The 23682-nt window shown below is 58.3% G+C and carries 22 protein-coding genes and 1 riboswitch; of the genes, 4 read left to right on the top strand and 18 right to left on the bottom strand.

Annotated elements, in window-relative coordinates:
• Positions 1–68: 68 nt before the first annotated feature.
• From IAE55_RS23375 to cobD, 14 genes are all read right to left on the bottom strand, one after another.
• On the bottom strand, positions 69–752 hold the full coding sequence (locus IAE55_RS23375; protein ID WP_105446003.1) for a queuosine precursor transporter: 684 nt from the start codon (positions 750–752) through the stop codon (positions 69–71).
• A 298-nt stretch (positions 753–1050) separates the two neighbouring features.
• Entirely contained in the window at positions 1051–2133 is a 1083-nt protein-coding gene (locus IAE55_RS23370; protein WP_105446004.1) for a hypothetical protein, read from the bottom strand.
• 405 nt (positions 2134–2538) lie between these two features.
• Positions 2539–3933 (bottom strand): L-cystine transporter, encoded by a 1395-nt coding sequence (locus IAE55_RS23365; protein ID WP_105446005.1) that lies wholly within the window; start codon positions 3931–3933, stop codon positions 2539–2541.
• 239 nt (positions 3934–4172) lie between these two features.
• Complete coding sequence (locus IAE55_RS23360) at positions 4173–5786, bottom strand: cobyric acid synthase (protein ID WP_234489782.1); 1614 nt, start codon at positions 5784–5786, stop codon at positions 4173–4175.
• A gap of 16 nt (positions 5787–5802) precedes the next feature.
• Positions 5803–6636, bottom strand: a complete 834-nt coding sequence (gene cobS / locus IAE55_RS23355) for an adenosylcobinamide-GDP ribazoletransferase (protein WP_200634007.1) — start codon at positions 6634–6636, stop codon at positions 5803–5805.
• Positions 6633–7226, bottom strand: a complete 594-nt coding sequence (gene cobU / locus IAE55_RS23350; protein ID WP_200634006.1) for a bifunctional adenosylcobinamide kinase/adenosylcobinamide-phosphate guanylyltransferase — start codon at positions 7224–7226, stop codon at positions 6633–6635. The genes cobS and cobU overlap by 4 nt, the downstream gene beginning before the upstream one ends.
• Complete coding sequence (gene cobT / locus IAE55_RS23345) at positions 7223–8293, bottom strand: nicotinate-nucleotide--dimethylbenzimidazole phosphoribosyltransferase (protein WP_200634005.1); 1071 nt, start codon at positions 8291–8293, stop codon at positions 7223–7225. The genes cobU and cobT overlap by 4 nt, the downstream gene beginning before the upstream one ends.
• A gap of 93 nt (positions 8294–8386) precedes the next feature.
• Positions 8387–9166 carry an ABC transporter ATP-binding protein gene (locus IAE55_RS23340; protein ID WP_145136761.1) on the bottom strand — a complete coding sequence of 260 codons (780 nt, stop codon included), beginning with the start codon at positions 9164–9166 and terminating at the stop codon, positions 8387–8389.
• Positions 9163–10209, bottom strand: coding sequence for a FecCD family ABC transporter permease (locus IAE55_RS23335; RefSeq protein WP_145160662.1), 1047 nt, complete (start codon positions 10207–10209; stop codon positions 9163–9165). The genes IAE55_RS23340 and IAE55_RS23335 overlap by 4 nt, the downstream gene beginning before the upstream one ends.
• On the bottom strand, positions 10209–11222 hold the full coding sequence (locus IAE55_RS23330; protein ID WP_200634004.1) for an ABC transporter substrate-binding protein: 1014 nt from the start codon (positions 11220–11222) through the stop codon (positions 10209–10211). Before IAE55_RS23330 ends, IAE55_RS23335 begins: the two co-directional genes overlap by 1 nt.
• A gap of 352 nt (positions 11223–11574) precedes the next feature.
• Positions 11575–11792: riboswitch (cobalamin riboswitch) on the bottom strand.
• Between the two features lie 284 nt (positions 11793–12076).
• Positions 12077–13018: a histidine phosphatase family protein gene (locus IAE55_RS23325; protein WP_200634003.1), complete on the bottom strand. Its 942-nt coding sequence runs from the start codon at positions 13016–13018 to the stop codon at positions 12077–12079.
• The gene (gene cbiB / locus IAE55_RS23320; protein ID WP_200634002.1) at positions 13006–13977 is read right to left on the bottom strand and encodes an adenosylcobinamide-phosphate synthase CbiB; all 972 of its coding nucleotides are present in this window, start codon (positions 13975–13977) and stop codon (positions 13006–13008) included. Before cbiB ends, IAE55_RS23325 begins: the two co-directional genes overlap by 13 nt.
• Entirely contained in the window at positions 13974–14696 is a 723-nt protein-coding gene (locus tag IAE55_RS23315) for an adenosylcobinamide amidohydrolase (RefSeq protein ID WP_200634001.1), read from the bottom strand. Before IAE55_RS23315 ends, cbiB begins: the two co-directional genes overlap by 4 nt.
• Before the next feature lie 187 nt (positions 14697–14883).
• Positions 14884–15978, bottom strand: coding sequence for a threonine-phosphate decarboxylase CobD (cobD, locus tag IAE55_RS23310; protein ID WP_200634000.1), 1095 nt, complete (start codon positions 15976–15978; stop codon positions 14884–14886).
• Positions 15979–16150: 172 nt separating this feature from the next.
• Between cobD and IAE55_RS23305 the strand changes: the two genes are divergently transcribed.
• Together IAE55_RS23305 and IAE55_RS23300 are read left to right on the top strand one after the other, a co-directional pair.
• Positions 16151–17152, top strand: a complete 1002-nt coding sequence (locus tag IAE55_RS23305; RefSeq protein ID WP_200633999.1) for a lipoate--protein ligase — start codon at positions 16151–16153, stop codon at positions 17150–17152.
• A gap of 187 nt (positions 17153–17339) precedes the next feature.
• Positions 17340–17804: a GNAT family N-acetyltransferase gene (locus IAE55_RS23300; protein ID WP_200633998.1), complete on the top strand. Its 465-nt coding sequence runs from the start codon at positions 17340–17342 to the stop codon at positions 17802–17804.
• A gap of 52 nt (positions 17805–17856) precedes the next feature.
• On the opposite strand, the gene IAE55_RS23295 is transcribed toward IAE55_RS23300, so the two are convergent.
• A complete protein-coding gene (locus tag IAE55_RS23295; RefSeq protein WP_105446012.1) occupies positions 17857–18117 on the bottom strand; it encodes a YqkE family protein in 261 nt (86 codons plus the stop codon).
• Positions 18118–18292: 175 nt separating this feature from the next.
• Between IAE55_RS23295 and IAE55_RS23290 the strand changes: the two genes are divergently transcribed.
• Both IAE55_RS23290 and IAE55_RS23285 read left to right on the top strand, forming a co-directional pair.
• Positions 18293–19195 (top strand): DMT family transporter, encoded by a 903-nt coding sequence (locus tag IAE55_RS23290; protein ID WP_200633997.1) that lies wholly within the window; start codon positions 18293–18295, stop codon positions 19193–19195.
• 122 nt (positions 19196–19317) lie between these two features.
• The gene (locus tag IAE55_RS23285; protein WP_200633996.1) at positions 19318–20115 is read left to right on the top strand and encodes a Cof-type HAD-IIB family hydrolase; all 798 of its coding nucleotides are present in this window, start codon (positions 19318–19320) and stop codon (positions 20113–20115) included.
• Positions 20116–20239: 124 nt separating this feature from the next.
• Here IAE55_RS23285 and IAE55_RS23280 read toward each other — a convergent pair whose 3' ends face one another.
• The 3 genes from IAE55_RS23280 to IAE55_RS23270 all read right to left on the bottom strand — a co-directional run bounded on the left by IAE55_RS23280 (position 20240) and on the right by IAE55_RS23270 (position 23643).
• Positions 20240–21748 (bottom strand): alpha-glucosidase/alpha-galactosidase, encoded by a 1509-nt coding sequence (locus IAE55_RS23280; RefSeq protein ID WP_200633995.1) that lies wholly within the window; start codon positions 21746–21748, stop codon positions 20240–20242.
• Between the two features lie 141 nt (positions 21749–21889).
• Complete coding sequence (locus IAE55_RS23275) at positions 21890–22837, bottom strand: AraC family transcriptional regulator (protein ID WP_325168677.1); 948 nt, start codon at positions 22835–22837, stop codon at positions 21890–21892.
• Positions 22838–22866: 29 nt separating this feature from the next.
• A complete protein-coding gene (locus IAE55_RS23270; protein WP_200633994.1) occupies positions 22867–23643 on the bottom strand; it encodes an MBL fold metallo-hydrolase in 777 nt (258 codons plus the stop codon).
• Positions 23644–23682 lie beyond the last annotated feature (39 nt).

Genomic DNA, 23682 nt, shown 5'->3' with positions numbered 1-23682 from the left:
TTTTTGTGCTGCAACCACTCAGCTTATCTATTGAACAGCGGCAATCATACAGTGGCCGTCTGCTCTGCTTAATCCTCGTCCTTGAATTTGAAATCGCGGGCGATATATAGAAACGGCGTTCCCACCGCGGTCAGCACGAACTTGATCAGATACGTCGTCAGGAAAATTTCAATCCAGACCGACAGCTCGTAACGTCCGGCAAAAGCAATCGTGCAGAAAATAAGCGTGTCCACCAGCGAGCTGATCATCGTGCTGCCGTTGTTGCGGATCCAGAATTGGTTCCGCGCGCCGAACAGCTTCCGCAGCCAGGCATACAGGCGCACGTCCAGGAACTGGCTGACGAAGTAAGCCGTCAAGCTTCCCAGCGCCAGGCGCGGCATCAGGCCGAAGATGTTCTGCAGCGATTCCTGCGCGAGGTCGCTCTCGTCCGGCGTAAAGAACAGCGCCATCTGCATCAGCAGCGTCGTCATCAGCAGCGTGAAAAAACCGAACCACACCGCCTTCTGCGCTTCCTTCCGGCCGTATTTTTCGTTGAGCAGGTCACTGGTCATATACAGACTGACATACATCGTGTTGCCAAGCGTCAGGACGATGCCGAAAATATCGATCGTCTTCGTCACCTGAATGTTCGCGATCACCGTCGCGACCCCGATCCAGGCGTACAGCCCCTTTTTCCCGAATAAACGGTAGCACAGCAGATACAGCGAAAAATTAACAAGTACGAACAAAATACCCCACAACAAATTGTACACTCGTGTTCCTCCTAGTTTTGATTACGCGGGATGGTTGCGAACCGCGGTTTTGGGGTCTTTGTCTATTCTTTCAAACCCAAAACATGTACTACTGTATCACACGGAAACGGAAGTTGCCATGTTTTTTTCTGGGACTGGAAATGTCTTGGGCAGGGCTCCGCAACCACCGGGAGACACTGCTGCAAACAAAAACTGCCCACGTTCCGGCGTTCGCAGCCGGCATGGGCAGTGTTTTCAATATCTCATATAAAATGGATCACACTCGTTCATCGTCCTGAACAAGGCACAAGGCATGGCTTTACTGCACGTCCGAATTGGTAAAATACAGCGTCTGCGGTCCGGCCGCTCCACCGGTCAGGCTCAGCTCGGCCGCGATCGTTTTGCCCTTTTTGTTCACCGTAAATTCGGTAAACTTCCAGGCGTTCTGATAGTTTACGAACGGCGATTGCAGCAAATCCTTGCCCCAGCCGATCACGTAGTGACCTGCGCCGCCGGAGGGGTTATCGTACACGGAAATGGTCCGTTTGACGTCCAAATCGTTGTTGATGGCCACGCTGAGGTTGTACATGACCCCATAGTTGCCGTTGTTGATGACGGTTCCGCCGTCCACCGCGTTCCTGCCTTCCTCATACTCACCCGGCATGCTGTCGCTCCACGGACCGCTCGCCGCTGAGGAAATGCGGATCAGCGAATTGCCGTTCGACGTATTGTAGTCCAATGTACCGGTACGGTCTGCATGCGGGAATGTCCCGCGCACGTGCACATCCTTCGGCAGAATCGGTACGTCCAACGGATTGGCCGGCTGCTCTTTATAGCCCAGTGTCGTTACCGTGACGGTCGCATCCCCATGCCCTTGCTGCGTATACGCGGCAAAATTGGCGATGCCGCTGGCGGTGTGCGTATTTTCCGCGAGGGCGGTCAAGTAATAGCTCTCACCCGGCTGCAGGATCGCTTCCTGCTTCTGGGCCGCACGATTGCTCATAAAATCAGCCAAGGCCATCTGGCCGGCGACATCCGGATAATAATCCGTTGCAAGCCCGATCCCCTCCGAGAACAGCATGACAGGCTCGTCGGATGTGTTGGTCACGGCCACGGCCACGGTCAGCGGCTCGCCGGTCATATTTTGATGATGCCAAAATACGCGGAACGATCCGGTCACCGCATCCCTGTAGTAAGCGCCTTCAACTTTAGGGGATTCCGGGGAGTCGCTCAGGATCAGGGATCCGCCCGTTCCCGTCAGCACCGGTTTCACCATGGGGACCGCCGGTTTCAGCGTCTCAATCGGTACCAGCTCCGCGTCGTCCGCAAAAGCCGCAGCCGATCCGGACAGCAGCAGCGTGCCCAGCAGGCCGATGTTCAGCAGCCATTTCGTCTTTTTCATGCTCATTCCCTCCTGAATTTGTAAGAGTATCCTTCCAGGTGGCGATCGTGGGATGTCATTTCGGATGGTTAACATGTTCGCGAAGGTGCGGTGTTTTCCTTTTTTTAGGGACTGCGGCCAAAGGCTCATTTCTTGGGATTATTTCGTGACGAATCTATTTTGCCCGATGGTGCGGGGCGCTCAAACATCTCAGCGCTGTTAAGCCTTGCTGCGGCCTCTCCTCACCCTGAGGACAGTTCGCTTGGATTCGCCAGCCGGTCCTTTGGTCGCAGAAAATAACGTCGAATGGTCTAGATTTTTATTGCAATCTAAAAATGCCGATCCTCACAAGCCATACTTTCTCATATCAAAAAAAAGAAACCAAAGCCCGTAAAGGCTTTGGTTTCTTCGGACGCGTCCGCAAGCTTACGCATGCGCCGAGTCAAGCTCGACATGATTGTTGTTAAACGTATCCTGGTCGTTCTCTTTCAAAATTTTGCTCGAGATCAGACCGGCCGTGATCGAGTCGTTGACGTTCAGCGCCGTGCGTCCCATGTCGATCAGCGGTTCAACCGAGATCAGGAGACCGGCGAGCGCCACCGGCAGGTTCATCGTGGACAGCACGATCAGGGATGCGAAGGTGGCACCGCCGCCGACGCCGGCAACCCCGAAGGAGCTGATGGTTACGATCAGAATCAGTTTAATAATGAAATCCCAGCTTGTCGGATCGATGCCGACCGTCGGTGCAATCATCACCGCCAGCATCGCCGGATAAATACCGGCGCAGCCGTTCTGGCCGATTGTGGCACCGAAGGTTGCCGACAGGTTGGCGATCCCTTCCGATACCCCAAGCTTCTTCGTCTGGGTTTCCACGTTCAGCGGGATGGTTGCCGCACTGGAACGGGAAGTGAATGCGAAGACGAGCGTCGGGAAAACTTTGCGTACGTATTGGATCGGGTTAAATCCGAACAGTGTAATCAGAATCAGATGAATGATGAACATGACGATCAGGGCCACATACGAAGCGCCGACAAACTTGGCCAGCTTCAAAATCTCATCGATATTCGTGGTAGCAGTCGTCTTCGTGATCAAGGCCAGGATGCCGTATGGCGTCAGCCTGAGCACCAGTGTAACGATTCGCAGGACCACCGCATAGACCGCTTCGACCATTTTGCGGAAGGTAGCCGCCTGCTCCGGTTTTTTACGGTCAATGCCGAGAACAGCAACTCCGATAAAGGCCGAGAAAATAACGACAGCCAGCGTCGAGGAGCGGCGTGCTCCGGTCATATCCGCGAACGGATTGGTTGGAATGAATTCCAGCACCTGCTGAGGGATCGATTTGTCCTTCACGTCTCCCACTTTTTCTTCCAGCTTCTGACCTTGGGCTTGCTCGCGGTCTCCCGCTTGAATCTCAATCGCCTTCAGGTTAAAGGACAAGCTGGTTACGATACTTACCGAAGCTGCAATCGCTACGGTGATAAGCAGAACAGCGATGATCGAGCCGCTCATTTTGCCGAGGTTCTGTCTGCCCTTCAGGTTCATGATCGCCGAAATGATCGAAACCATGATCAGCGGGATGACGACCATTTGTAACAAGCCGACATAGCCGTTGCCGACAAGGCTGAACCAGTCGGTAGATTTGCTGACGACCTCCGATTGCGTGCCGAAGGCCCATTGAAGGATAAATCCGAAAATAATACCAAGCGCCAGGCCGGTAAATACGCGTTTCGTGAACGATACGTGCTTCTTCTGCATCCAGATCAACAAGCCGATCAGGATGAGCATCACAACGACGTTCACTACAGTCCAAAGTGTGTCCATCTCTCTTTCGTTCTCCCCTCTTGTAACACTAATGTTAACGCCTGTCCCTGCGGCTTGCCCGCGGGCAGGTCGCTTGCTTTTTTGGGCAATCTGTGAAACTGGACTTTAGTGTAGCATAATTCATACTATTTGGGTAGGGTTAATTTCATGTTACAATTTGCTGTAAAAAAAGAAAAAGAAGCCATTCGCCAGGTGTACTTCGGAATGACTTCTATTTATTACCCGCAACCTGCTCAAAACTATACCGTCTTGGCGGATATTCCCATGATTTGATACACCCGCTCCAGATCGAGATGCTCTCTGACGAGCGACGCAACCCGGTCAAACTCCTGCTCCTTCAGCCCCGACGCGGAGAATGTCTCCTTTACCGGGCGGAGCCCTTTACTCTCGCGGATCCGGTCGAGCCATAAACGGCGAAGCCGGTCGTTATGAAACACCCCGTGCAGATAAGTGCCCCAGATCCGCCCGTCCAGCGTCCCCCAGCCTTCAGCTGCCGGCTGCTCTCCGTCCGGCCCCAGCTTAAACACCGGGGCCATCTGCTTCCCTTTCAGGCTGCGGCTCTGCCCCATATGGATTTCGTACCCTTCGACGGGAATCGGTTCGCCGGCGGCCAGCAGGTATCGGCTCTGTGCGGACAGCAGCAGAGGAGAATGGTCTGCAACCCGGCCGGTCACCCGGACCGTGCGCTTCTCCTTCGCAAACGTCGTCGCGACCGGCAAATAGCCGAGTCCCTCCTCCTCGCGGGCCACGCCACCATCGGCGGCGTCCGGATCATGCAACATTTTGCCGAGCATCTGGTACCCTCCGCAGATGCCGGCCAGCTGCGCATCGCCCGATTCGACAGCGGCGGCGATCGCCAGATCGAAGCCCTGGCTGCGGAGATACTGCAGGTCCCCGATCGTATCCTTCGTCCCCGGCAGGATGATCACATCCGGATGACCGAGATCGGCAGCCTTGGTAATAAAGCGGACCCGGACATCCCTTTCCTCCTGCAGCGGGTCAAAGTCGGTGAAGTTGGAAATGCGCGGATAGCGGATGACGGCAATGTCGATGTCCGCTTCCGGGCTGGACTGCCCTTTGGCGGTCAGCTCATCCAGCACGACGGAATCCTCGGCCTCGATGCGGATGTCCGGGATATACGGAAGCACGCCCAGCACCGGAATGCCGGTCCGATCCTCCAGCCAGTCCAGCCCCGGCTGCAGCAGGGACAAGTCCCCCCGGAACTTGTTGATGATAAAACCTTTCACCCGCTGCCGCTCGTGCGGCTCCAGCAGCTCTAAAGTACCCACCAGGAACGCGAACACGCCGCCCCGGTCGATGTCCGCAACGAGCAGCACGGGCGCATCCGCCCAGCCGGCCAGGTTCATATTGACGATGTCACGATCCTTCAGATTAATCTCGGCCGGACTGCCTGCGCCTTCCATCACGACGATGTCGTACTGTCCGCGCAGCCTGTCGAGGGCTTCCAGCACCGTGTCCTTTGCTTCCGGCAGAAAGCGGCTGCGGTAATCGGTCGCGCTCATGTGTGCCAGCGGGCGCCCGTGAACGACGATCTGCGAATGCATATCGCCCGTCGGCTTGATCAGGATCGGGTTCATATCGGTGGTCGCCTCGATCCCGCAGGCTTCAGCCTGCATCCCCTGCGCCCGTCCGATTTCCTTGCCGTCCGCGGTCACGTAGGAATTCAGCGCCATATTTTGCGACTTGAACGGTGCCGTGCGGTATCCGTCCTGCACGAAGATGCGGCAGAGCGCCGCGGTCACGACGCTTTTGCCGACGTCCGAAGCCGTTCCCTGCAGCATCAGCACGGCTCCCGGTGAGCCGTCCTTCCATGTTGTATCGGTTAATTCCATCGCGTCTGCCTCCTAGTCAAAAACGGTAGATGAGTATGGTCAGCACGAGCAGAAGCACAGTCTCAATGCCCTCGTTCAGCGCGCCGTAGGTGTCGCCCGTTAAGCCGCCGAGCTTGGCGTTCATCCGCCGTCCGGCCCACCATCCGGCAGCCCATGCCGCCAAAGGAAGCAGCAGCCAAGCTAATCCGGCATGAAGCCAGGTGATGCCTCTATAATTCCAGATCCCGGCAGGTCCATAGGGAAGCAGCGGAGACAGCAGCACCGCGATCAGGGTGAGCCCAGCCGCCAGCAGGAAGGACTCCATGCTCTGCTTCCGGGTCATGCCGTTGAAATAACTGCCCGCCAGTCCCTCTTTGCCCCGCGCCATCGGCCAGGAAGCCATCGCATGGACCATGAACCAGCGGCTCCATACCGGCGGCAGCAGCAGGAGCAGCGGCGGGAGGCCGCCAAGCAGCAGCGAGTAAATCAGCGATGCCTTCAGCAGCAGGAGCAGCACGCAGGCCATGACGCCCATGGCCCCGACCCGGCTGTCCTTCATGATCTCCAGCATCCGCTCCCGCGAGCGGTAGCTGAGCAGGCCGTCCGCCGTATCCATCCAGCCGTCGAGATGCAGGCCTCCGGTCAGGCCGACCCACAGGATCAGCATGAGCACGGAGGCAGGAAGCGGCGGAAGCAGATACGAAGCGGCCGCTCCGCCGATCCAGACGGTCAAGCCGACCGCCAGCCCGACCAGCGGATAGAAGCGCGTACTCCGCCGAAATAGCTCTGGCGTATAATCCAGGGTCATCTTGACCGGAAAACGGGTCAGAAATTGAAAAGCGGCCGCAGCCGCCTGAACGTTCATTTTCATAGGTGATACTCCCTGCTCTTAAGCTCGATCGGAATGCCGACCGTCACCAGAAATACCTGGTCGCTGACGGCCGCTACCTTGCGGTTCAAGATGCCCGCGTAATCGCGGAACACCCGGCCCAGCCGGTATTCCGGCACGATGCCGTCGCCGACCTCATTGGTGACCAGCACCAGCGGAGCGGGATACGCCTGAATCTGCTCCACGAGCTGGTTGATGGCTTCCATGAGGCGCGGTTCCATATCCTCCTCGCCCTCCAGCGCCAGGAGCGTATTGGACAGCCACAAGGTCAGGCAGTCCACCAGCACGGCCGGCGCGCGATCTTCCGCGGATGAAGCAGCGCCAGAGGGATCAGCCTGCGCGGTGCGCAGCGCCTGCAGCAGCTCCGCCAGCCGCAGCGGCTCCTCCCGGGTCTCCCAGGGATACGCCGCTTCGGTGCGCTGCTGCCGATGGAGGGCGATCCGCTCCTCCATCTCCCCGTCAAAGGCCTGCGCCGTCGCCACGTACACCGCCTGCCCGGCGTGGGCCATCATCCAGCGCTCCGCAAAGGAGCTCTTGCCGCTGCGGGCGCCGCCCGTTACGAGTACGCTCACTCGGACGTCACCGCCTCGCCACCGGAAATGCCGGCGCTTTCGAAGGTGGCCATCTCGCGCACGATGCGGCACGCGGCGTCCACCAGCGTCAGGCCGAGCACGCCGCCGGTGCCTTCGCCGATGCGCATATCCAGATCGAGCATCGGCGCCAGCCCGAGCTCCTGCAGCAGCAGGCGGTGCCCCTGCTCATGCGAGGCATGGGACGCGATCATGTATTCCGCGGCCAGCGGACAGATGGCCCGCGCAAGCAGAGCGGCGGCGCTGGAAATAAATCCGTCGATGACCACGGGACATCGATGGGCGGCGGCGCCGAGGATGACGCCGGCCAGGCCGCCGATTTCGAGCCCGCCGACCTTGGCGAGCACACCGATCGGGTCGGCCGCGTCCGGCGCGTTGACGGCGAGCGCCTTCTCGATGACGCCGATCTTATGAAGCAGGCGCTCATCGGTCAGGCCTGTCCCGCGTCCGGCCGCCTCCTTGACCGGCGTGCCGGTCAGCGCGCACATGACGGCCGAGCTGGCCGTCGTGTTGCCGATGCCCATTTCGCCGGTAACGAAGATGCGGACGCCTTGCGCCACCGCTTCCTCGACAACAGCGATGCCGGTCAGGATCGACTGCTCTGCTTCCTCGCGGGTCATCGCCGGTCCCTTGGCCATATTGGCCGTCCCGTACCGCACCTTGCGGGACACCAGCTGCGGATGGGCAAGGTCGCTCTTCACCCCGATGTCGACGCAGACGATGTCCGCGCCGGCCTGCCGCGACAGCACGTTGACCGCTGCGCCTCCGGCGAGAAAATTGAGGATCATCTGCGGCGTCACTTCCTGCGGGAAGGCGCTGACACCTTCCTCGCACACGCCGTGGTCCGCAGCCATGATGATAACCTCTTTGCGCTCGAACAGCGGCTTCGTCTCGCCGGTTATGCCGGCCAGGCGGATTGCCAGCGACTCCAGCTTGCCGAGGCTGCCCGGCGGCACCGTCAGGTTGGCGATATGGGCTGCCGCCTCCTTCGACGCGGTCTCATCCAGGGGCTGAATCCGCTCCACGTACTGCTTCAAAAGTTCGTTCATCTTGCATCCACTCCCTCTCTCGTAAAACTGCCTTCAAACCGATCAACTCACGGCCCGCCTACTTTCCGCACTCGTCTCCGGGCTGCTTTAATCCTACCGCTGCCTGGTCACCAGCACCTGCGGAATACCGCTGACCGGATGGGGAACGATGACCGGCTCAATGCCGTACACCAGACGGATCGTTTCCTCGGTAAGCATGTCTTCCGGCGTTCCCATTCCGACCGCCTGCCCGTCCCTTAATACCAGCAGTTTATCACAAAACTGCGCCGCCAGGTTCAAATCATGCAGGACGGCGACGACCGTGATGCCCTCTTCCTTCCGCCACTGCGCCACCAGCTCCATGAACTGGTGCTGGTAGCGGATGTCCAGATACGTCGTCGGCTCGTCAAGCAGCAGAATCTGCGGCTCCTGCGCCATCACTTTGCCAAGGGCGACGCGCTGGCGCTGCCCGCCGCTCAGCTCATCCAAGGGGCGGTCCGCAAGTTCGTGCAGCTGCAGCTTATCCATAATGCCCTCAATCAGGGCGTCAGGATCGCCGCCCTCGTCCCGTCCGAGCCAATCCTGATACGGGTAACGTCCCATCTCCAGCACTTCCCTGACCGGATAATGAACAGGAGGAAGGCCGTCCTGTTGGAGAACGGCCATCATGCGGGAAAGGATTTTCCGGTTATAGGCAGAGGCTGGTTTGCCGTGAATCAGTACCTCGCCGCTGCTGGCCTTCTCCACGCCGGAGACCAGCTGCAACAGCGTCGACTTGCCGCTGCCGTTCGGCCCGATAATCCCCCACCATTCGCCTTCCTGGACCGACCAGTTGAGGCCATGGAGAGCTGTGATGCCGCCATACTGTTTCCCTGCTTCCCTGATCTCGATCATGTCCATCTCCCCTTCCGCTGCTTTTTGTTCCGGTACAGCAAATAGGCAAAAAACGGAGCGCCTACGAAGGCCGTCACCACGCCGAGCGGAATCTCGGTCGGCGCCAGCAGGGAGCGGGCGATCGTGTCAGCCCAGACCATGAAGATAGCTCCGCCAATGGCCGACAGCGGTACGATCAGCCGGTAATCGGGGCCAGTAATCAGCCGAATCACATGTGGAATGACAAGTCCGACGAACCCGATGATGCCCGCAACCGACACCGCGGCAGCCGTGAGCAGCGTGCTGACGAGCAGCACCCCCAGCTTCACGCGGTCCACGTTCATCCCCATATGGGCCGCCTGCCGCTCACCTAAGGACAATAGATTCAGCGCGCGGGCCCGGCTCCAGACCACCGCAAATCCCACCAAAAAATACGGCAAAAGGATGGCCGTATACGACCATCCACGCAGGCTGAGGCTGCCCATTGTCCAATATATAATTTCATTGATCGTCCGGTTCGACATCGCCGAAAGGAAGGATACGACCGCTCCGAGAAAGGACTGCATCACCACGCCGGACAGAATCAGACTGTTCGTCGGAATTTTTCCGCTCTCCCTGGCCAACGCGATAACCATCCACAGCGTCAGCATTCCGGTCACGAAAGCGACCGCAGGCAGCGTCCAGCCGCCGAAAACCGAATACTGCAGCCCGAAAAAGATCAGGAACGACGCGCCTACCGCCGACCCCGAGGAAACCCCGAGCGTAAACGGATCGGCTAGCGGATTTCGCAGCACGCCCTGAAACCCCGAGCCGGCCACGGCCAGAGCCGCGCCGACCAGCATGCCCAACAGAATCCGCGGCAGCCGGACCTTTACAATAATCTGCTCAAACGATGCGTTCCACGTCGGGTCGATATGGCTCCCGATCCAAGGAATCCGGTGCAGCAGAATGAGGGCGATGTCCCGGACCGGCAGCGCGACCGAGCCGATCCCCAGACAGATCAGCAGGGTCAGGACGAGCAGGACGATGCCGATTCCTCCATAGCCTGCCAGCTTTTTGCTCATTATTTAAGCAGGTCCGGATAAATGGCCTTCGCCACTTCCTTCAAGCCCTGTGTGACGCGCGGGCCCGGACGGCTCAGCAGATTGTCGTCAAGACCGATGACCGCATCGTTCTTCACAGCTGTAATCTGGTCCCAGCCGCTGCGGCCTTTAATGATATCGCCAAGGCTTTTCTTCGTCTTCTCGTCGATGACGCTGTTGGCATACAAAATCACGTCCGGATTGTCCTTGATGATTTTCTCTTCGCTAATTTCGCTCCAGCCCTCGGTGTCCGCCGCCACGTTCACGCCGCCGGCCAGGGTGATCAGCTCATCCATGAACTCACCCTTGCCGACCGTCCAGCCCGGGGAAAATTCGATGTATACTTTTTTCTTCTGCTCCGGCGTCAGCGATTTGACCGCTTCAGTAACCTCATTTTCCTCCTGCTTCATCTTGTCGACCACCGCTTTGGCTTCCGCCTGATGGTCGGTGATGAGGCCGTAGGTTTCGATATTTTTGATGACGTCATCGACCGTTTTCGGATCGGTCTTGAAAATTTGAATGCCGAGGTCGCGCAGCTTCTTCACCGCTTCCTCGCTCATCGAAATGCCCGTGAACACGATGTCCGGCTGGGCCGCAATGATCGCTTCCTCGTTCGGTTTAGTGATGCCGCCCATTTTTGCCTTGGACTTGGCCGCTTCCGGATAATCGTCATAATCGGACACCCCAACGATCTCGCTGTCCAGCCCAATCGCAAAGAGCGCCTCCGTCTCTGCAGGAGATACCGAGATAATATGCTTCGGCGCTTCCTTGAAAGTAAAGGACTCTCCGGTCGCATCCTGGATGGTCAGTGGATAGGTTGTTTTCAGTTCGTCTGTCTTTGTCTGGGACGCACTGTTATCCGTGCTTTGCTCCGTTTGGGCAGCAGGCTGCTGCGAGGCGGAGCTGTCTTCGTTCTTGGCGCCGCAGGCACTCAGCGATAAGGCAAGCAGCAGCGCCGCAAGGCCTGTGGACCAGCGTTTCAACGTTACGTTCATGATTTCGTTCTCTCCCTCTTTGTCTATCGAATAATTTGCACAAAAGAGGCCTGACCGGTATACGAAAACGGAATAAACCTGACGGAAATGCTAGAGTTGCAGCGCCGCTGCTCACCATGAGCAGGTGTATGGCGTCTGCCGCTCCATTCTTTGTCAACTAAAAAACCCTGACTCTTGTTCGATCAAGAATCAGGGATTACGTCTGCACGGAACATCCCGCGGCTTCGCCGCGATGGACCGGTGTGCCTTGTGGCATGCTGCGAGGTCAAGTGGTCAAGCCAATGCTTGCTTGAGCCGCGGTGAACATGCGTTATGAAGGGCACGTGAAACGTAATCCTTTCCTCGAAGGACCGTCATTTCCTCTCGTGAGGCAGGTCTCCTGACTTACAGGCTGGGTAAAATCGTCCCCGCCTTCCCATCCCGTGTAGCGGCGGAACAGTGGCTTCCTGGGGACATACCTGTTTACAGTGGCGGGACCGTGCCGGAGTTGCACCGGCTTCCCTTTTCACCCGGATCAACGCTCTCCTTATACGGCAGACAGCTTCCGGGACCTCACAAGCACTCCTATTCAATTATCCTGGCCATGCTTCTTTTGTCCTGATTATAGGGGAAAAGCCTGCGGGTGACAATGGAATTTTTGTGTCCGGCACTTGCCGGAATACATGTCCAGTCGCGTGCCCGGTGGAATGTCCGGACGCGGGCCCGAGAGCCATGACCAAACCCGGGGGAACGGACGATCCGGGAAACACGTCCTTGTATGTCAGCTGCCTGAGCCCTTTCGCCGCTTCCCATTGCCGGAGTGCAGAAAAGCTCGGACCGGTCGATGACGACCATTACCTCGTTCGCATCCTCTCTCAAGCTTCATTCACCAGCTTGCCGTTCCAACCGCCGGTTTCTTCAGTGAAGCTCAGCCGGATCCGCAGCAAACTCCCGGGCTGAACGTGAACGTCCCAGAAGGACAGCCCCGGGACAAGGCTGACCGCGAGCTGCCGCAGAACGCCGCCATGGGCGACAATCAGCATCTCCGGCGGAACCTGCGATTCGGGACCGATGCCTTCCGGTCCTTCCGACCGGGAAAGGACCGCCTCCCTGTCACCGATTCCTTTCGATCCGGAAAGTGTCACCCCGCCAATTTCGTTTCCTTTCGATCCGGAAAGTTCCACTCCACCATTCTCGTTCCCTTGCGAACCGGGCAATGCCGCCTCACCAATCTCGATCCTTTGCGATTCGGAAAGTGCCGACCCGCCAATCTTGATCCCTTTCGATCTAGGCAGTGCCGACCCGCTATTCCCGATCCCCTTCGATTCGGAATGCGCCGCTCCGCCGTCGTTCTGGGCCTCTGCCGGTCTGCTGCATGTCCCTTCCACGTCCTTCAACAAGCTGCCGACAAACCCGTCGATCCTCCCGGCAAAATCCGCCCAAGGCTCCCCGCCCGGCGGCATCACCTGCTGCGGCGAATCGATCCACTGCCGGTATAGGGGCTCATGCTGCAGCTGCTCATAGGTATGCCCTTCCCAGGCGCCAAAGTGCATTTCCCGCAGCCTAGGGTCATACATCGCAGTATCTGCGTGCGCCGGACTGATGATCGCCAGTGTCTCCCGGCATCGGGCCAGGTCGCTGCAATATACGCCGCGGAACGCCTTCCCGGCCAGCTCCCGGGCCAGCGGCGCAAGCTCGTCCCTGCCGCCCCGATCCAGCGGGATATCCGTATGCCCGAGGTAACGCTTCTCCCGGTTCCACCGCGTCGTGCCATGCCGGACAAGCAGCAGATCGACCTGTTTCACTAGGACGTCCATAAGCTGCCTCCTGCCGCCCACAGCACGGCGATGCCCAGCAGAATGAAGATGACCGATACCGTGATAAGCAGCCGGATCGTCATCGTGATGTCGCGCGCCTCCATCGGACGCAGCGCCTCGCCCATGTAAGCCCGGAACGAGGCGACGCCGTGGTACACGTTCTCGCCGCCGAGCCGGATGCCGAGCGCGCCCGCCACCGCGGATTCGGGGAAGCCGCTGTTCGGGCTCGGATGGCGGCGCGCGTCCCGGCGCACGGTGCGCCCGGCTCTGACGGCGTCCAAACGCAGCAGCCAGGCGGACAGCACCAGGATGCCCGCGGTGATCCGAGCGGGAATGAAGTTGGCGATGTCATCCAGCCTCGCCGACGCCCAGCCAAGCTGCAAATATTTGTCGTTCTTGTAGCCGACCATGGAATCGAGCGTGTTCACCGCCCGGTAGGCCATCGCCAGCGGCGCGCCGCCGATGATGGCATAGAACAGCGGCGAGACGACGGCGTCGACGATATTTTCCGCCACCGTTTCGACCGTGCCGCGGACGATCTCCGGCTCGTCCAGATGGGCCGTGTCCCGGCCGACGATCATGCCGAGCGACTTGCGCGCCTCGGGCAGATCGCCGCGCCGCAGATGGCCAAGCACTTCCTTGCCGGCATCCTTCAGGCCCTTGACGGCGATCGTCGTGGCGATGAGCACCGCCTCCACTGCCCAGGCCAGCCACGGATGCACCAGATGCAGCCCCCAGAGAACAAACCATGTCAGCAGCATAGAGCCGCCCGCCACAATGACCGGGAGCAGAATTCCCGCTCTCTTGAGTCCTGCCGGGCGGGTGACCCTTGCCCGAATGGCGTTCTCCACCTTTTTAATCGCCTTGCCCATGCCGATGACTGGATGGGGAATCCACCTTGGATCCCCGATGATCCAATCGATGATAAAAGCCGCGGCAAGGATCCATATTGCGGTCATTTCCGCTCGCTCCAGGCCGCCAGCAGGCCTTCCTTCACCGTGGTGTACACCGCGCGGCCAATCATCGCGCCGAGGTCAGTCGCGGTGCCCGCATAGCAGTGCAGACCGGCGTAAGCGGCGCTTTGGCTGACGCCGAGGACGACGGCGTCCGTCGTCGTCCCCGTGGCAATCAGCCCATTGTCCGGGTCGCGCACGTCCAGGTCGGCCAGCGCAGCGGCCTTGGCCTCCACCGCCGTCATGACGGCGTTCAGCATGGCCGCCTTCGTCAACTGGCCGTCGATGGCCAGCATGATGTTGATCGTTCCCGGCGTATAGGCCGCGAACGTCCGCCGCTCAGAGCCCGCTCGGGCCGCGTTGGATATGCCCGCCGTCGTGCAGCAGAACACCGCGGCCTGCTCGTTCTTTTCCTCATGCACCGCCGCATGGCGCAGCTGGACCGCCGTCAGCAGCCCCGCCGTGGTCTCCAGCGGGTATCCCCACGCCGTGAGCCATTCCTCCGTATCGCGCACCGGGTCGCTGCAGTCATATGTCCGGTCCACATACATATTCGTCACCCGCTGCAGTCGGCCCATGCCGCCTCCGTGAATGGAGCTTCCGAGGCTGTCCAGCAGCTCCGGCGCCTCAAGCAGCAAATGCCGCTCTTTCCGCGTCAGCACGAGCCCCGGCCACACGGTGGAACGGTACGTATCCTGCAATCCGTCCATAAATGGTGTCGTCATCGCTTCTTCTCCCCCATATCAATCTTGTGTTTATGCGGACTCCGAAATCCGCCCCGCAAAGAATGTGCACATCCCTTGCCAGCGCCTACCTGCATAGCAGCCGTACCAGCCCTGCGTCTTGGGCCTGCACAGCCTCTCCTTTCGTGTAGATCTGCTCCTTACATCAAAATGGCTCCCAACGTGCAGATCATTCCGCCCGGATAGGAAGCACGTCGCCAATCACAGCAAGCAGCCGCGCGTTGGCGTCCGCTCCCTTCACCGCAAACCGGACATGTCCCGGCCCCAGGCCCGGGTACATGGCGCAGCTGCGGATCAGGACGCCGCGAAGCCCGAGCTCGCGCTGCAGCTCCCCGGCACTCCACGGTGCCGGCAGCTCCGCGAGCAGGAAATTGGCTTCGCCGCCGCTCACGCGGCAGCCCAGATCCCGCAGACCCGCCGTCAGCCCGGCGCGCTCTGCGGCAATCAGCTCCAGCGTCTCGCGCTCATGCGCCTCGCCGCCCTCGAGGCACAATTCCCCGGCGAGCAGGGCCAAGCCGTTGACGCTCCACGTCACCTGCTTGCCCGTCATCGCCCGGATCACGTCCGGATGCGCGGCCGCATAGCCCAGCCGCAGGCCCGGAATGGCATAAAACTTCGTCATCGAGCGGACCAGGATCGTCCGCGGAAACCGCTCCAGCTCCGGCAGCAGCGTCATCCTCCGCCCTTCCGGGATGAAGTCGATGAACGCCTCATCGACGACAAAATAGGTCCGGGTCCGCTCCGCCTCGGCCGCCAATTCCCGAATCTCTTGGAGCGGATACTGCACACCGTTCGGATTGTTCGGCTGTCCCAGAAAGAGCAGGTCCACCTTTTTCATCAGTCCCGCAATGTCCGAAACCTCAGCTCTCCAGTCGCGCTCCCGGCTGCCGAAGACGGCATGCACCTCGGCGCCGAACTGCTCCGACAGCTGCCGGTACTCCGAAAAGCAGGGCTGCACGATCCCGACCCTCGACGGCGCCAGCCCGAGCAGCAGGAGCGCCATCGATTCCGCCGCCCCGTTGCCGATGCTTAAATGTTCCGGCGCCACGCCCAGTTTGCGGGACAGCAGCGCTTTCAGGCGTCGGTGTCCCGGATCCGGATAACGAAGGATGGAAGGCAGTGCCTGTCCCAGCTTCGTCATGACGCCTTCCGGCGGACCCAGCGGATTGATGTTGGCGCTGAAATCCAGAAAGGACGCCGGATCGCCGCCGTACAGTTCCGACGCGCTCTCCAGATCCCCGCCATGTCCGTATCGTTCAAGCATATGTATTTTCCCCCCAGCAGTTCTCTGTCTTGAATCGCTTGCGAATGACCCCATTATTACGCCAAATTTCGGTGCGCGTCAATTCGGTTTTCGCTTTTGTTTCTTGTCCGCAATTGGTTTACAATAGACAAGGAACCGAATTAATTAAGGCCTTTTAACGGAGGAATCAAATATGCTGTTTATCGATAACCAGGGAATTACCGACCCTGCCGTCAATCTGGCGATTGAAGAATTCGCCCTCAAACATCTGCCCATGGACGACAGCTACCTGCTGTTTTACATTAACCGTCCTTCGATCATCATCGGTAAACATCAGAACACGATCGAGGAGATCAACCAGGAATACGTGAAAGACAACAATATCAAGGTTGTTCGCCGGCTCTCCGGCGGCGGAGCGGTGTACCACGACCTCGGCAACCTCAACTTCAGCTTCATTACCAAGGACGACGGGGAATCGTTCCACAATTTCCTGAAGTTTACCCAGCCGGTCATCGACGCGCTGCACCATATGGGTGTTAACGCGGAGCTGAGCGGACGCAATGACCTGCAGGTCGGCGAGCAAAAGATTTCCGGTAACGCCCAATTCTCGACCCGAGGCCGAATGTTCAGCCACGGCACGCTCATGTTCAACTTGAATCTGGACGATGTTCAGGCTTCCCTGAACGCCAATCCGGAGAAATTCAAGTCGAAGAGCACCAAGTCCGTACGCAGCCGCGTCGCTAACATCAGTGAGCTGATGAACCAGAAGATGACGATCGAGGAATTCCGCTCCGAGCTGCTCCGCTACATTTTCGGCATGGAACCAAACGAAGTGCCGCAGTACAAGCTGACGGAAGCCGATTGGGAGATTATCAACCAAATTTCCAAGGACCGGTATCAGAACTGGGAATGGAATTACGGGCAGTCTCCGCAGTCCAACGTCAAGCATACGAAGCGGTTCCCGGTCGGCATCATCGACATCCGGATGGACATCAAGGACGCACGGATTCAGGATATTAAAATATACGGCGACTTTTTCGGCGTTGGCGATGTGGCGGATATTGAGGAGCGTCTGCGCGGCAAGCGTTACGAAGAGTCCGAAGTCCGGGAAGCCCTCGCGGACATCGACGTGAAGCACTATTTTGGCAACATCGTGATGGACGACCTGATCGGTTTGATTTTTTTGGAAGAATAGTCAGCCCCGGAATTCGTCCTTATGGTAATAGTGACATACAGCAAAGAGAGGCCCCGTGAATTCCATGGACCTCTCTTTTTTATCGCTCGAACCCTCTCATCCTATGGTATAATCGGCTGCAAAAGCTTGCAGACGGGTGTCTTTCACTCACCGCTCAGGCTCACATGAACGGAGGTAAGGTTTTTCCATGGAAATCAGGCCGATCCTTGAAGCCGACTATGACCGCGTGATCCCGGTCGTCAACGACTGGTGGGGCGGGCGCCAAATGACGCATCTGCTGCCGAAGCTGTTTTTCGAGCATTTTCAAAATACCAGTTTTGTGATGGAGGAAAAAGAGAGCGGGAAGCTTGTCGCCTTCCTGATCGGTTTCCAGTCCCAGACGCATCCGAACGAGGCGTATATCCATTTTGTCGGCGTCCATCCGGATTACCGCAAGCAGGGTACGGCCCGGACGCTGTATGAGCTGTTTTTTGAAAAAGTTCTTCAGCTCGGCTGCGACACGGTGCGCTGCATTACCTCAGCTGTGAACGAAACGTCCATGAAATTTCACGCCCTCATGGGCTTTAAGCTGACGATGGCCAAAGACTATGCAGGTCCCGGGCAGGATTACATTTTATTCGAAAAGAAGCTAAATATGGACAGTGAAAAATAAGCACACAAAAAGCTGCCGCTAACCGGCAGCTTTTCTTATAGATATCATTTTCTCATTTATATTTACGCCAGTCCATGCTGCTGTTCTCCAGCAGATGTTCAAAATCGTTATCCAGGCGCTTCTGTTCCGCTTTGCGCGCTTCGGCCGCTTGTCTCTCCTGCTCTTCCTTCTGCTTCTGCTGCTCCGCCTTCAGCTCGTTGGACTGCTGCTTCAGCTTATCCAGCACCTCGCTGCTCAGGAGATCCTTCAGCGTCGCCGGTTTATCCGAGACTTGCGGCTTGCTCGGGGCTTGGTTTCGGTTCTTCTTAGCCATCGTATCATCTCCGTTTCCACCCACATTATAGCAGGTTTCCCAGGCTCCGTCATGCCCTGAACCCGCCCTTCGTGCCTTTTTGATCCTTGTTCTCACTCGGGTTTTACGTTACAATTTGGTCGCTTGCCTGTTTTGCACAGGCCGATCGTACGAACCGTGAAAGGAATGACTTCATTTGAACCGCTCCCGTATTGCCGACCTCAGCCTGCTCATCGTGGCGATGATGTGGGGATGTACCTTTTTGATCGTGCAACATGCGGTCCGGGTCCTGCCTCCCCTTGCCTTCAACGGCATCCGCTTCTTGGGTGCGGCGGTGCTCCTGGCCCTGATCATTACGTTTTTCTACCGCAGCCAGTGGCGGGACATTTCCGGCAAAATGCTGCTCCACTCGTGCCTGCTGGGCCTTTTTTTGTTTCTGGGCTATGCCTTTCAAACGGTGGGACTGCTGTACACGACCACTTCGAACGCCGGTTTTATTACCGGTTTGTCCGTCGTGTTTGTTCCGTTTTTGGCGCTCCTGCTGCTGAAAAGCCCCATTTCCCGCTATACGTGGATCAGCGCGCTGCTGGCCGCCGCCGGCTTGTACCTGCTGGCCTTCGCCGGCACCGCCCTGACGCTGAACAAAGGCGACTTTCTCATCTTCCTGTGCGCGGTGGCGTTCGCTCTGCATGTGGCGTATACGGGCGTGTTTGCTCCGCGATATTCCGCGCTGCCCCTGGCTGCGATGCAGATGGCGGTCGTCGGGCTGCTCAGCCTCCTCTCCTCGTTGTTATTTGAGGATGTGGGCCCGTTGACGCAGGCGGCGGATCGTCTGCTGAAGCCGGAAGTGATCTGGGCGCTCCTGGTGTCGATCGGTCCGACCAGCGCTTTCGCCTTTTGGATTCAAACCGTGTGCCAGAAATATACGAACCCGTCGCGGGTTGCCGTCATTTTTGCCATGGAACCGGTCTTTGCGGCATTGACGGGCGTCACCTTCGGCGGAGAGGTGCTGGGCGCTGCGGCGGGACTGGGATGTATTTGTATTTTTGCCGGAATGATCCTCGCGGAATTGAAATCTGCCCCGCGTGAGGTACAATGATAAGAGCCATACTGTGCAGGAACGTTTAGAGAAATACCCATCCTGCGGTAGAGAGAACATGGACGAGCATTTCAGCGCCCTTATAGGTAGAGAGGTTCGCCATGATTAAAGGAGAGAGAACCATGTACAAATTGATCGCGATCGACATCGACGATACTCTGATTAACGACGATAAAGAGGTGACCCCGGGCACCCAGCAGGCGCTGGAGCAGGCGGTCGCCAAAGACGTAGTCGTCACGCTGGCCACGGGCCGGGCCTATGCCTCTGCCCAAGCCATTGCCCGCCAAACCGGGCTGAACGTGCCGATCATTACGTACCAAGGGGCACTGGTCAAAAACCTGATGGACGAAAAAGTCCTTTACGAGCGCTACGTGCCAAAGGATGCGGGATACAAGCTGTTCCAATACTGCATCGAGCATAACCTTCACCTGCAGGTTTATATCGACGACAAGCTGTATGCCCGCGAAGAAAACCAGAAGCTGAAGGATTACAGCGAGCTGAACCGCACGCCTTACTATATCGAGCCGGATTTTGAAAAGCTGATCGCCCAGAAGACGCCGAAGATGCTTATCATCGACGATCCGTCCTACCTGGATCAGCTGATCCCGATTCTGCGCGACCTGCTGGGAGACGAAGTGCACATCACCAAATCGAAGCCGCACTTCCTCGAAATCATGCACCGCGAAGGCACCAAAGGCCATGCCCTCACCTTCCTCGCCAGCCACTTTGGCTGCGACATGTCCGAGACGATCGCCATCGGCGATTCCTGGAACGATCATGAGATGCTCGAAGCGGCAGGCCTTGGCATTGCGATGGGCAACGCCATCCCGGCGCTGAAGGACATTGCGAACTACGTAACGTTAAGCAACAACGACGAAGGCGTGAAGGCCGCGATCGAGAAGTTTGTGCTGAACGTTTAATTCGGTCGAGTATTTAGCGATACGCAAGATTTAAAAAAGACAGCCGCGAATCAGATCATCGATCCCTGTTCGCAAGCTGTCTTTTTGTTTGCCGGCTGATATTTCCCGCCTGCAGGTTTACCGTTTACTGAACCGCTTTGGCCCGGTCCTTGCCTTTATCCGATTCGCCGGCGTTTTTGTTGGCGGCTTCCCGGTCCTGCTGCATTTCCTCCACGGTCTTCACCTTGAGGCGTGCAGCGCCGCGGTATCCTTCCCGTGTCGGAATCAGGTTGCCGGAAGCCAGCCGTACCGACGCCTCAGCGATAGCATCCCCGTATTGCGGCAGCCACTGCTCCTGCGCCACGAGCATTTCGTCGACCATCTGCCAAATTTCGTTCGGGTTGCACACCGCGCCGACCAGCGGGTCCATCATAAACGCCTGGCGGAGCAGTTTGTCGTCGCCGTGCACTGCCGCTCCCACCGCCAGCCGCTGTACGGAAATGCTCGCATTGCAGACTGCCGCCGGTCCGAGCGGCAGATCCCCAACCACCGGCATGGAGATGCCGTTGCGGTCGACGTATCCCGGAGCCTCGATGATCGCGTCATCCGGTAGATTGGTGATCACTCCGTTGTTGACCACGTTGAAATGCCCCCGGTACACCCGTCCCGTCTCCAAGCCTTCGATGATGTAAGATCCATGCTCATGGCTGCGCTGGTCCTGCTTGTATTCGAACGGCTTCTCCTTCATCCAGTTGGGAAAATCGGTCTCAAACCAGTTGCGCCCTTCCGTGCAGACGCGAAGGTATCCTCCGGTCTCCCCGTTGATCCAGCTGCCGAGGTCGATCCAGTCGTTGATTTCGTCCGCCCGCTTGCGGTACCACGGAACATACTCGCTGAGATGCCCATTCGATTCCGTACTGTAATAGCCGAAGCGGCGCAGCATGTCGATCCGTACCTTCTCCGTCCGGCTGAAATCCGGATGCTTCTCGAACGCTTCCAGCAGCTTGCCGGTCAAGTCCTCCCCATAATGGCGGATCTGGACATACCACGTCTGATGGTTGATGCCCGCGCAGATGATATCCACTTCATCCTGCTTCAGACCAAAAGCCTCCGCAATCTGCCAGTGGCCGCCCTGCACCCCATGGCACAGTCCGACCGTGCGGACTCCGCCGTACTTGTTGCAGGCCCACGTGAGCATCGCCATCGGATTGGCGTAGTTCAGCAGCAGCACGTCTTTGGACGCCATTTCGCGGATATCCTTACAGATGTTCAGCATCTCGGCGATGCCGCGCTGTCCGTACATGATGCCGCCTGCGCACAGCGTGTCGCCCACGCATTGATCGACGCCGTATTTCAGCGGAATGTCCACATCCGTCGCGAACGCCTCCAAGCCGCCCACGCGGATCGTACAGATGACGTATTTGGCATCCTTCAGCGCCTCGCGGCGGTTCGTTGTCGCGTGAATGTTAATGTCCAGCCCGTTCTCCCGAATGTCCCGCTGGCACAGCTCGGTTACCATGTCCAGGTTGTGCGGATTGATGTCCGTAAAAGCAACTTCCACGTTATGAAATTCCGGAACGGACAACAGGTCGCGCAGCAGTCCACGGGTAAAGCCAATGCTTCCCGCCCCGATAAAAGCAATTTTAAATGACACGGCAAAAACCGCCTCCCTCAAGAATAGTCGCCAGGTTCACCCTGATACAGGTATTGTAGCAACCCTTTCTGGGAAAACGTTATCAAATTCATGACCTCTTTGCCGGAAAAGTGTCAACAATTCTTACTTTTTGGATTCGGATTACTGCACATCCCGGGAATCCACGTACCCTGCGATCCGGGAAGCCTTCCGGTATTCGACCGGTGTCTGCCCGGTATGCTTTTTGAACATCAGATGCAGATATTGGCGGCTGCCGATTCCCACATAATCTGCGATATCCGCCACAGGAATTTCCGTCTGCCGCAGGAGCATCGCCGTTTTATCCATCCGGTAGGCGTTCAGGTATTCCATGATCGACATACCCGTCTTCTGCTTGAATACCCGCTGCAAATACCCGGGGTGAAGCCGGACATGCTCGGCGGCGTCTTTTACCTGGATGCTGCGATCGTAGTTCTGATACAGGTACTCGATGCACTGCCGCACGTACATACTCTGCGTATCGGGACCGGCCTCCACGTATTCCTGATGCAGCCGGGCAATCCGGATCAGCAGCTCGGCGAGCATCAGCTGCGGCATCAGCTCCTGTCCGGATTCGGCGGCGTCCAGCTCCAGAACTAGATTTTTCAGCAGCTGGTGCACGTCATGAAATTCCCTAAGCACGACATAGGGAGCCGGGTTCCGGAACAGCGCCGCCAGCGCCTCCTCTCCCTCGGCCAGCTGTTTCGTCGACGGCAGCACCCCATCCCTCTCGGCAAAGCGGAATTCGATGTTGAGCATCCGGCAGGTTCCCGTCACCAGCAGGCGATGGGGAACGGTTCCGTCCAGCAGGATAAAGCCTCCTTTGGTCAAATGCACAACCGCTTCGTTTTCGCCAAACGGCTTCACCCCGACTGAGCAGTTCCCATCTATGACATACATGATTTCGGAGGAGTCATGGGTATGCAGCGCCATGTCAAAACCGTTCCACTCTTTAAAATAGTAGGCGCTCACCTCCGGACGGCAGTCCGCCAGCATCAGCTTTTCGGGAAATAATCCGCCGGGTTCCCATCCGTTCAATTCGCTGCCATTCCATCCGCTGACGTTTGCCATGGATACGAACCTCCTTTTTCCCTTAACGGTCAGACCAGCTCAACCTTCATCCCGGCCACAGCTAGCGTTACCTGCGGAGGGAGCGGATAAGACCGGTTCAGGTCGATATCATGCGACATATGGGTGTAGACCGTTCGCAGCGGCTTCACCTCTTGCAGCAGCTCTGCCGCTTCCCTCATATCGTACACGGACCGGGTAGGATATGGCGCCGTCTCATGAAAAAAGCTCGTCCCGAGCACCAGCAGATCCAGGCCGTGCAGCGGCCTTTTCTCCTCCACGTTCAGACCGATCGAGTCCGAGCAGTACACCCAGCGGAAGCCCGGCTTCTCCAGCCGGTATGCATAGGCATAACCGTTCGCCCCATGCGTCACCTTCCACGTGGTGATGTTCCAGCCGCCAAGCTCGATTCCAGCATCAGCGGGAATCATTTGAAGCTGCCGGTGGATCCACGGAAACTGCCGCTGAATTTGGTCCAGCACCTCCTGCGGGGCATACAGCTCCCCTTTGGCCTGCCGCCAGCGGCATTCATCCGCCCACTCCGGCAGCCCCCCGATATGGTCAAAATGCGCATGCGTCACCAGCATCCGCGCCGTCGCCCGCTGCCCGATCGCTTCCATCTGGCTGCGCCAATCCGGGCCGCAATCGATAATAAAGCTGTCGGCCTCCCCCTGCCCCTGGACGAGCACGGAAGAACGCAAGCGCCGGTTCATCCCCGTCGTCCGGGCCTCCTCGCATACCTCGCAGCTGCAGTACACGCGCGGGACGCCCATCGCGTCCCCGGTTCCCAAAAAGATCAATGCGTCCATTGAGTCGATCATCTCCTTATTTTTCCTATGTATGTAGGG

The sequence above is a fragment of the Paenibacillus sp. S28 genome (genome assembly GCF_016624415.1).
GTDB classification, from domain to species: Bacteria; Bacillota; Bacilli; order Paenibacillales; family Paenibacillaceae; genus Paenibacillus_AQ; species Paenibacillus_AQ favisporus.
The sequence above is the reverse complement of the archived record's forward strand: the minus strand, read 5'-3'. Positions and strand labels throughout refer to the sequence as shown.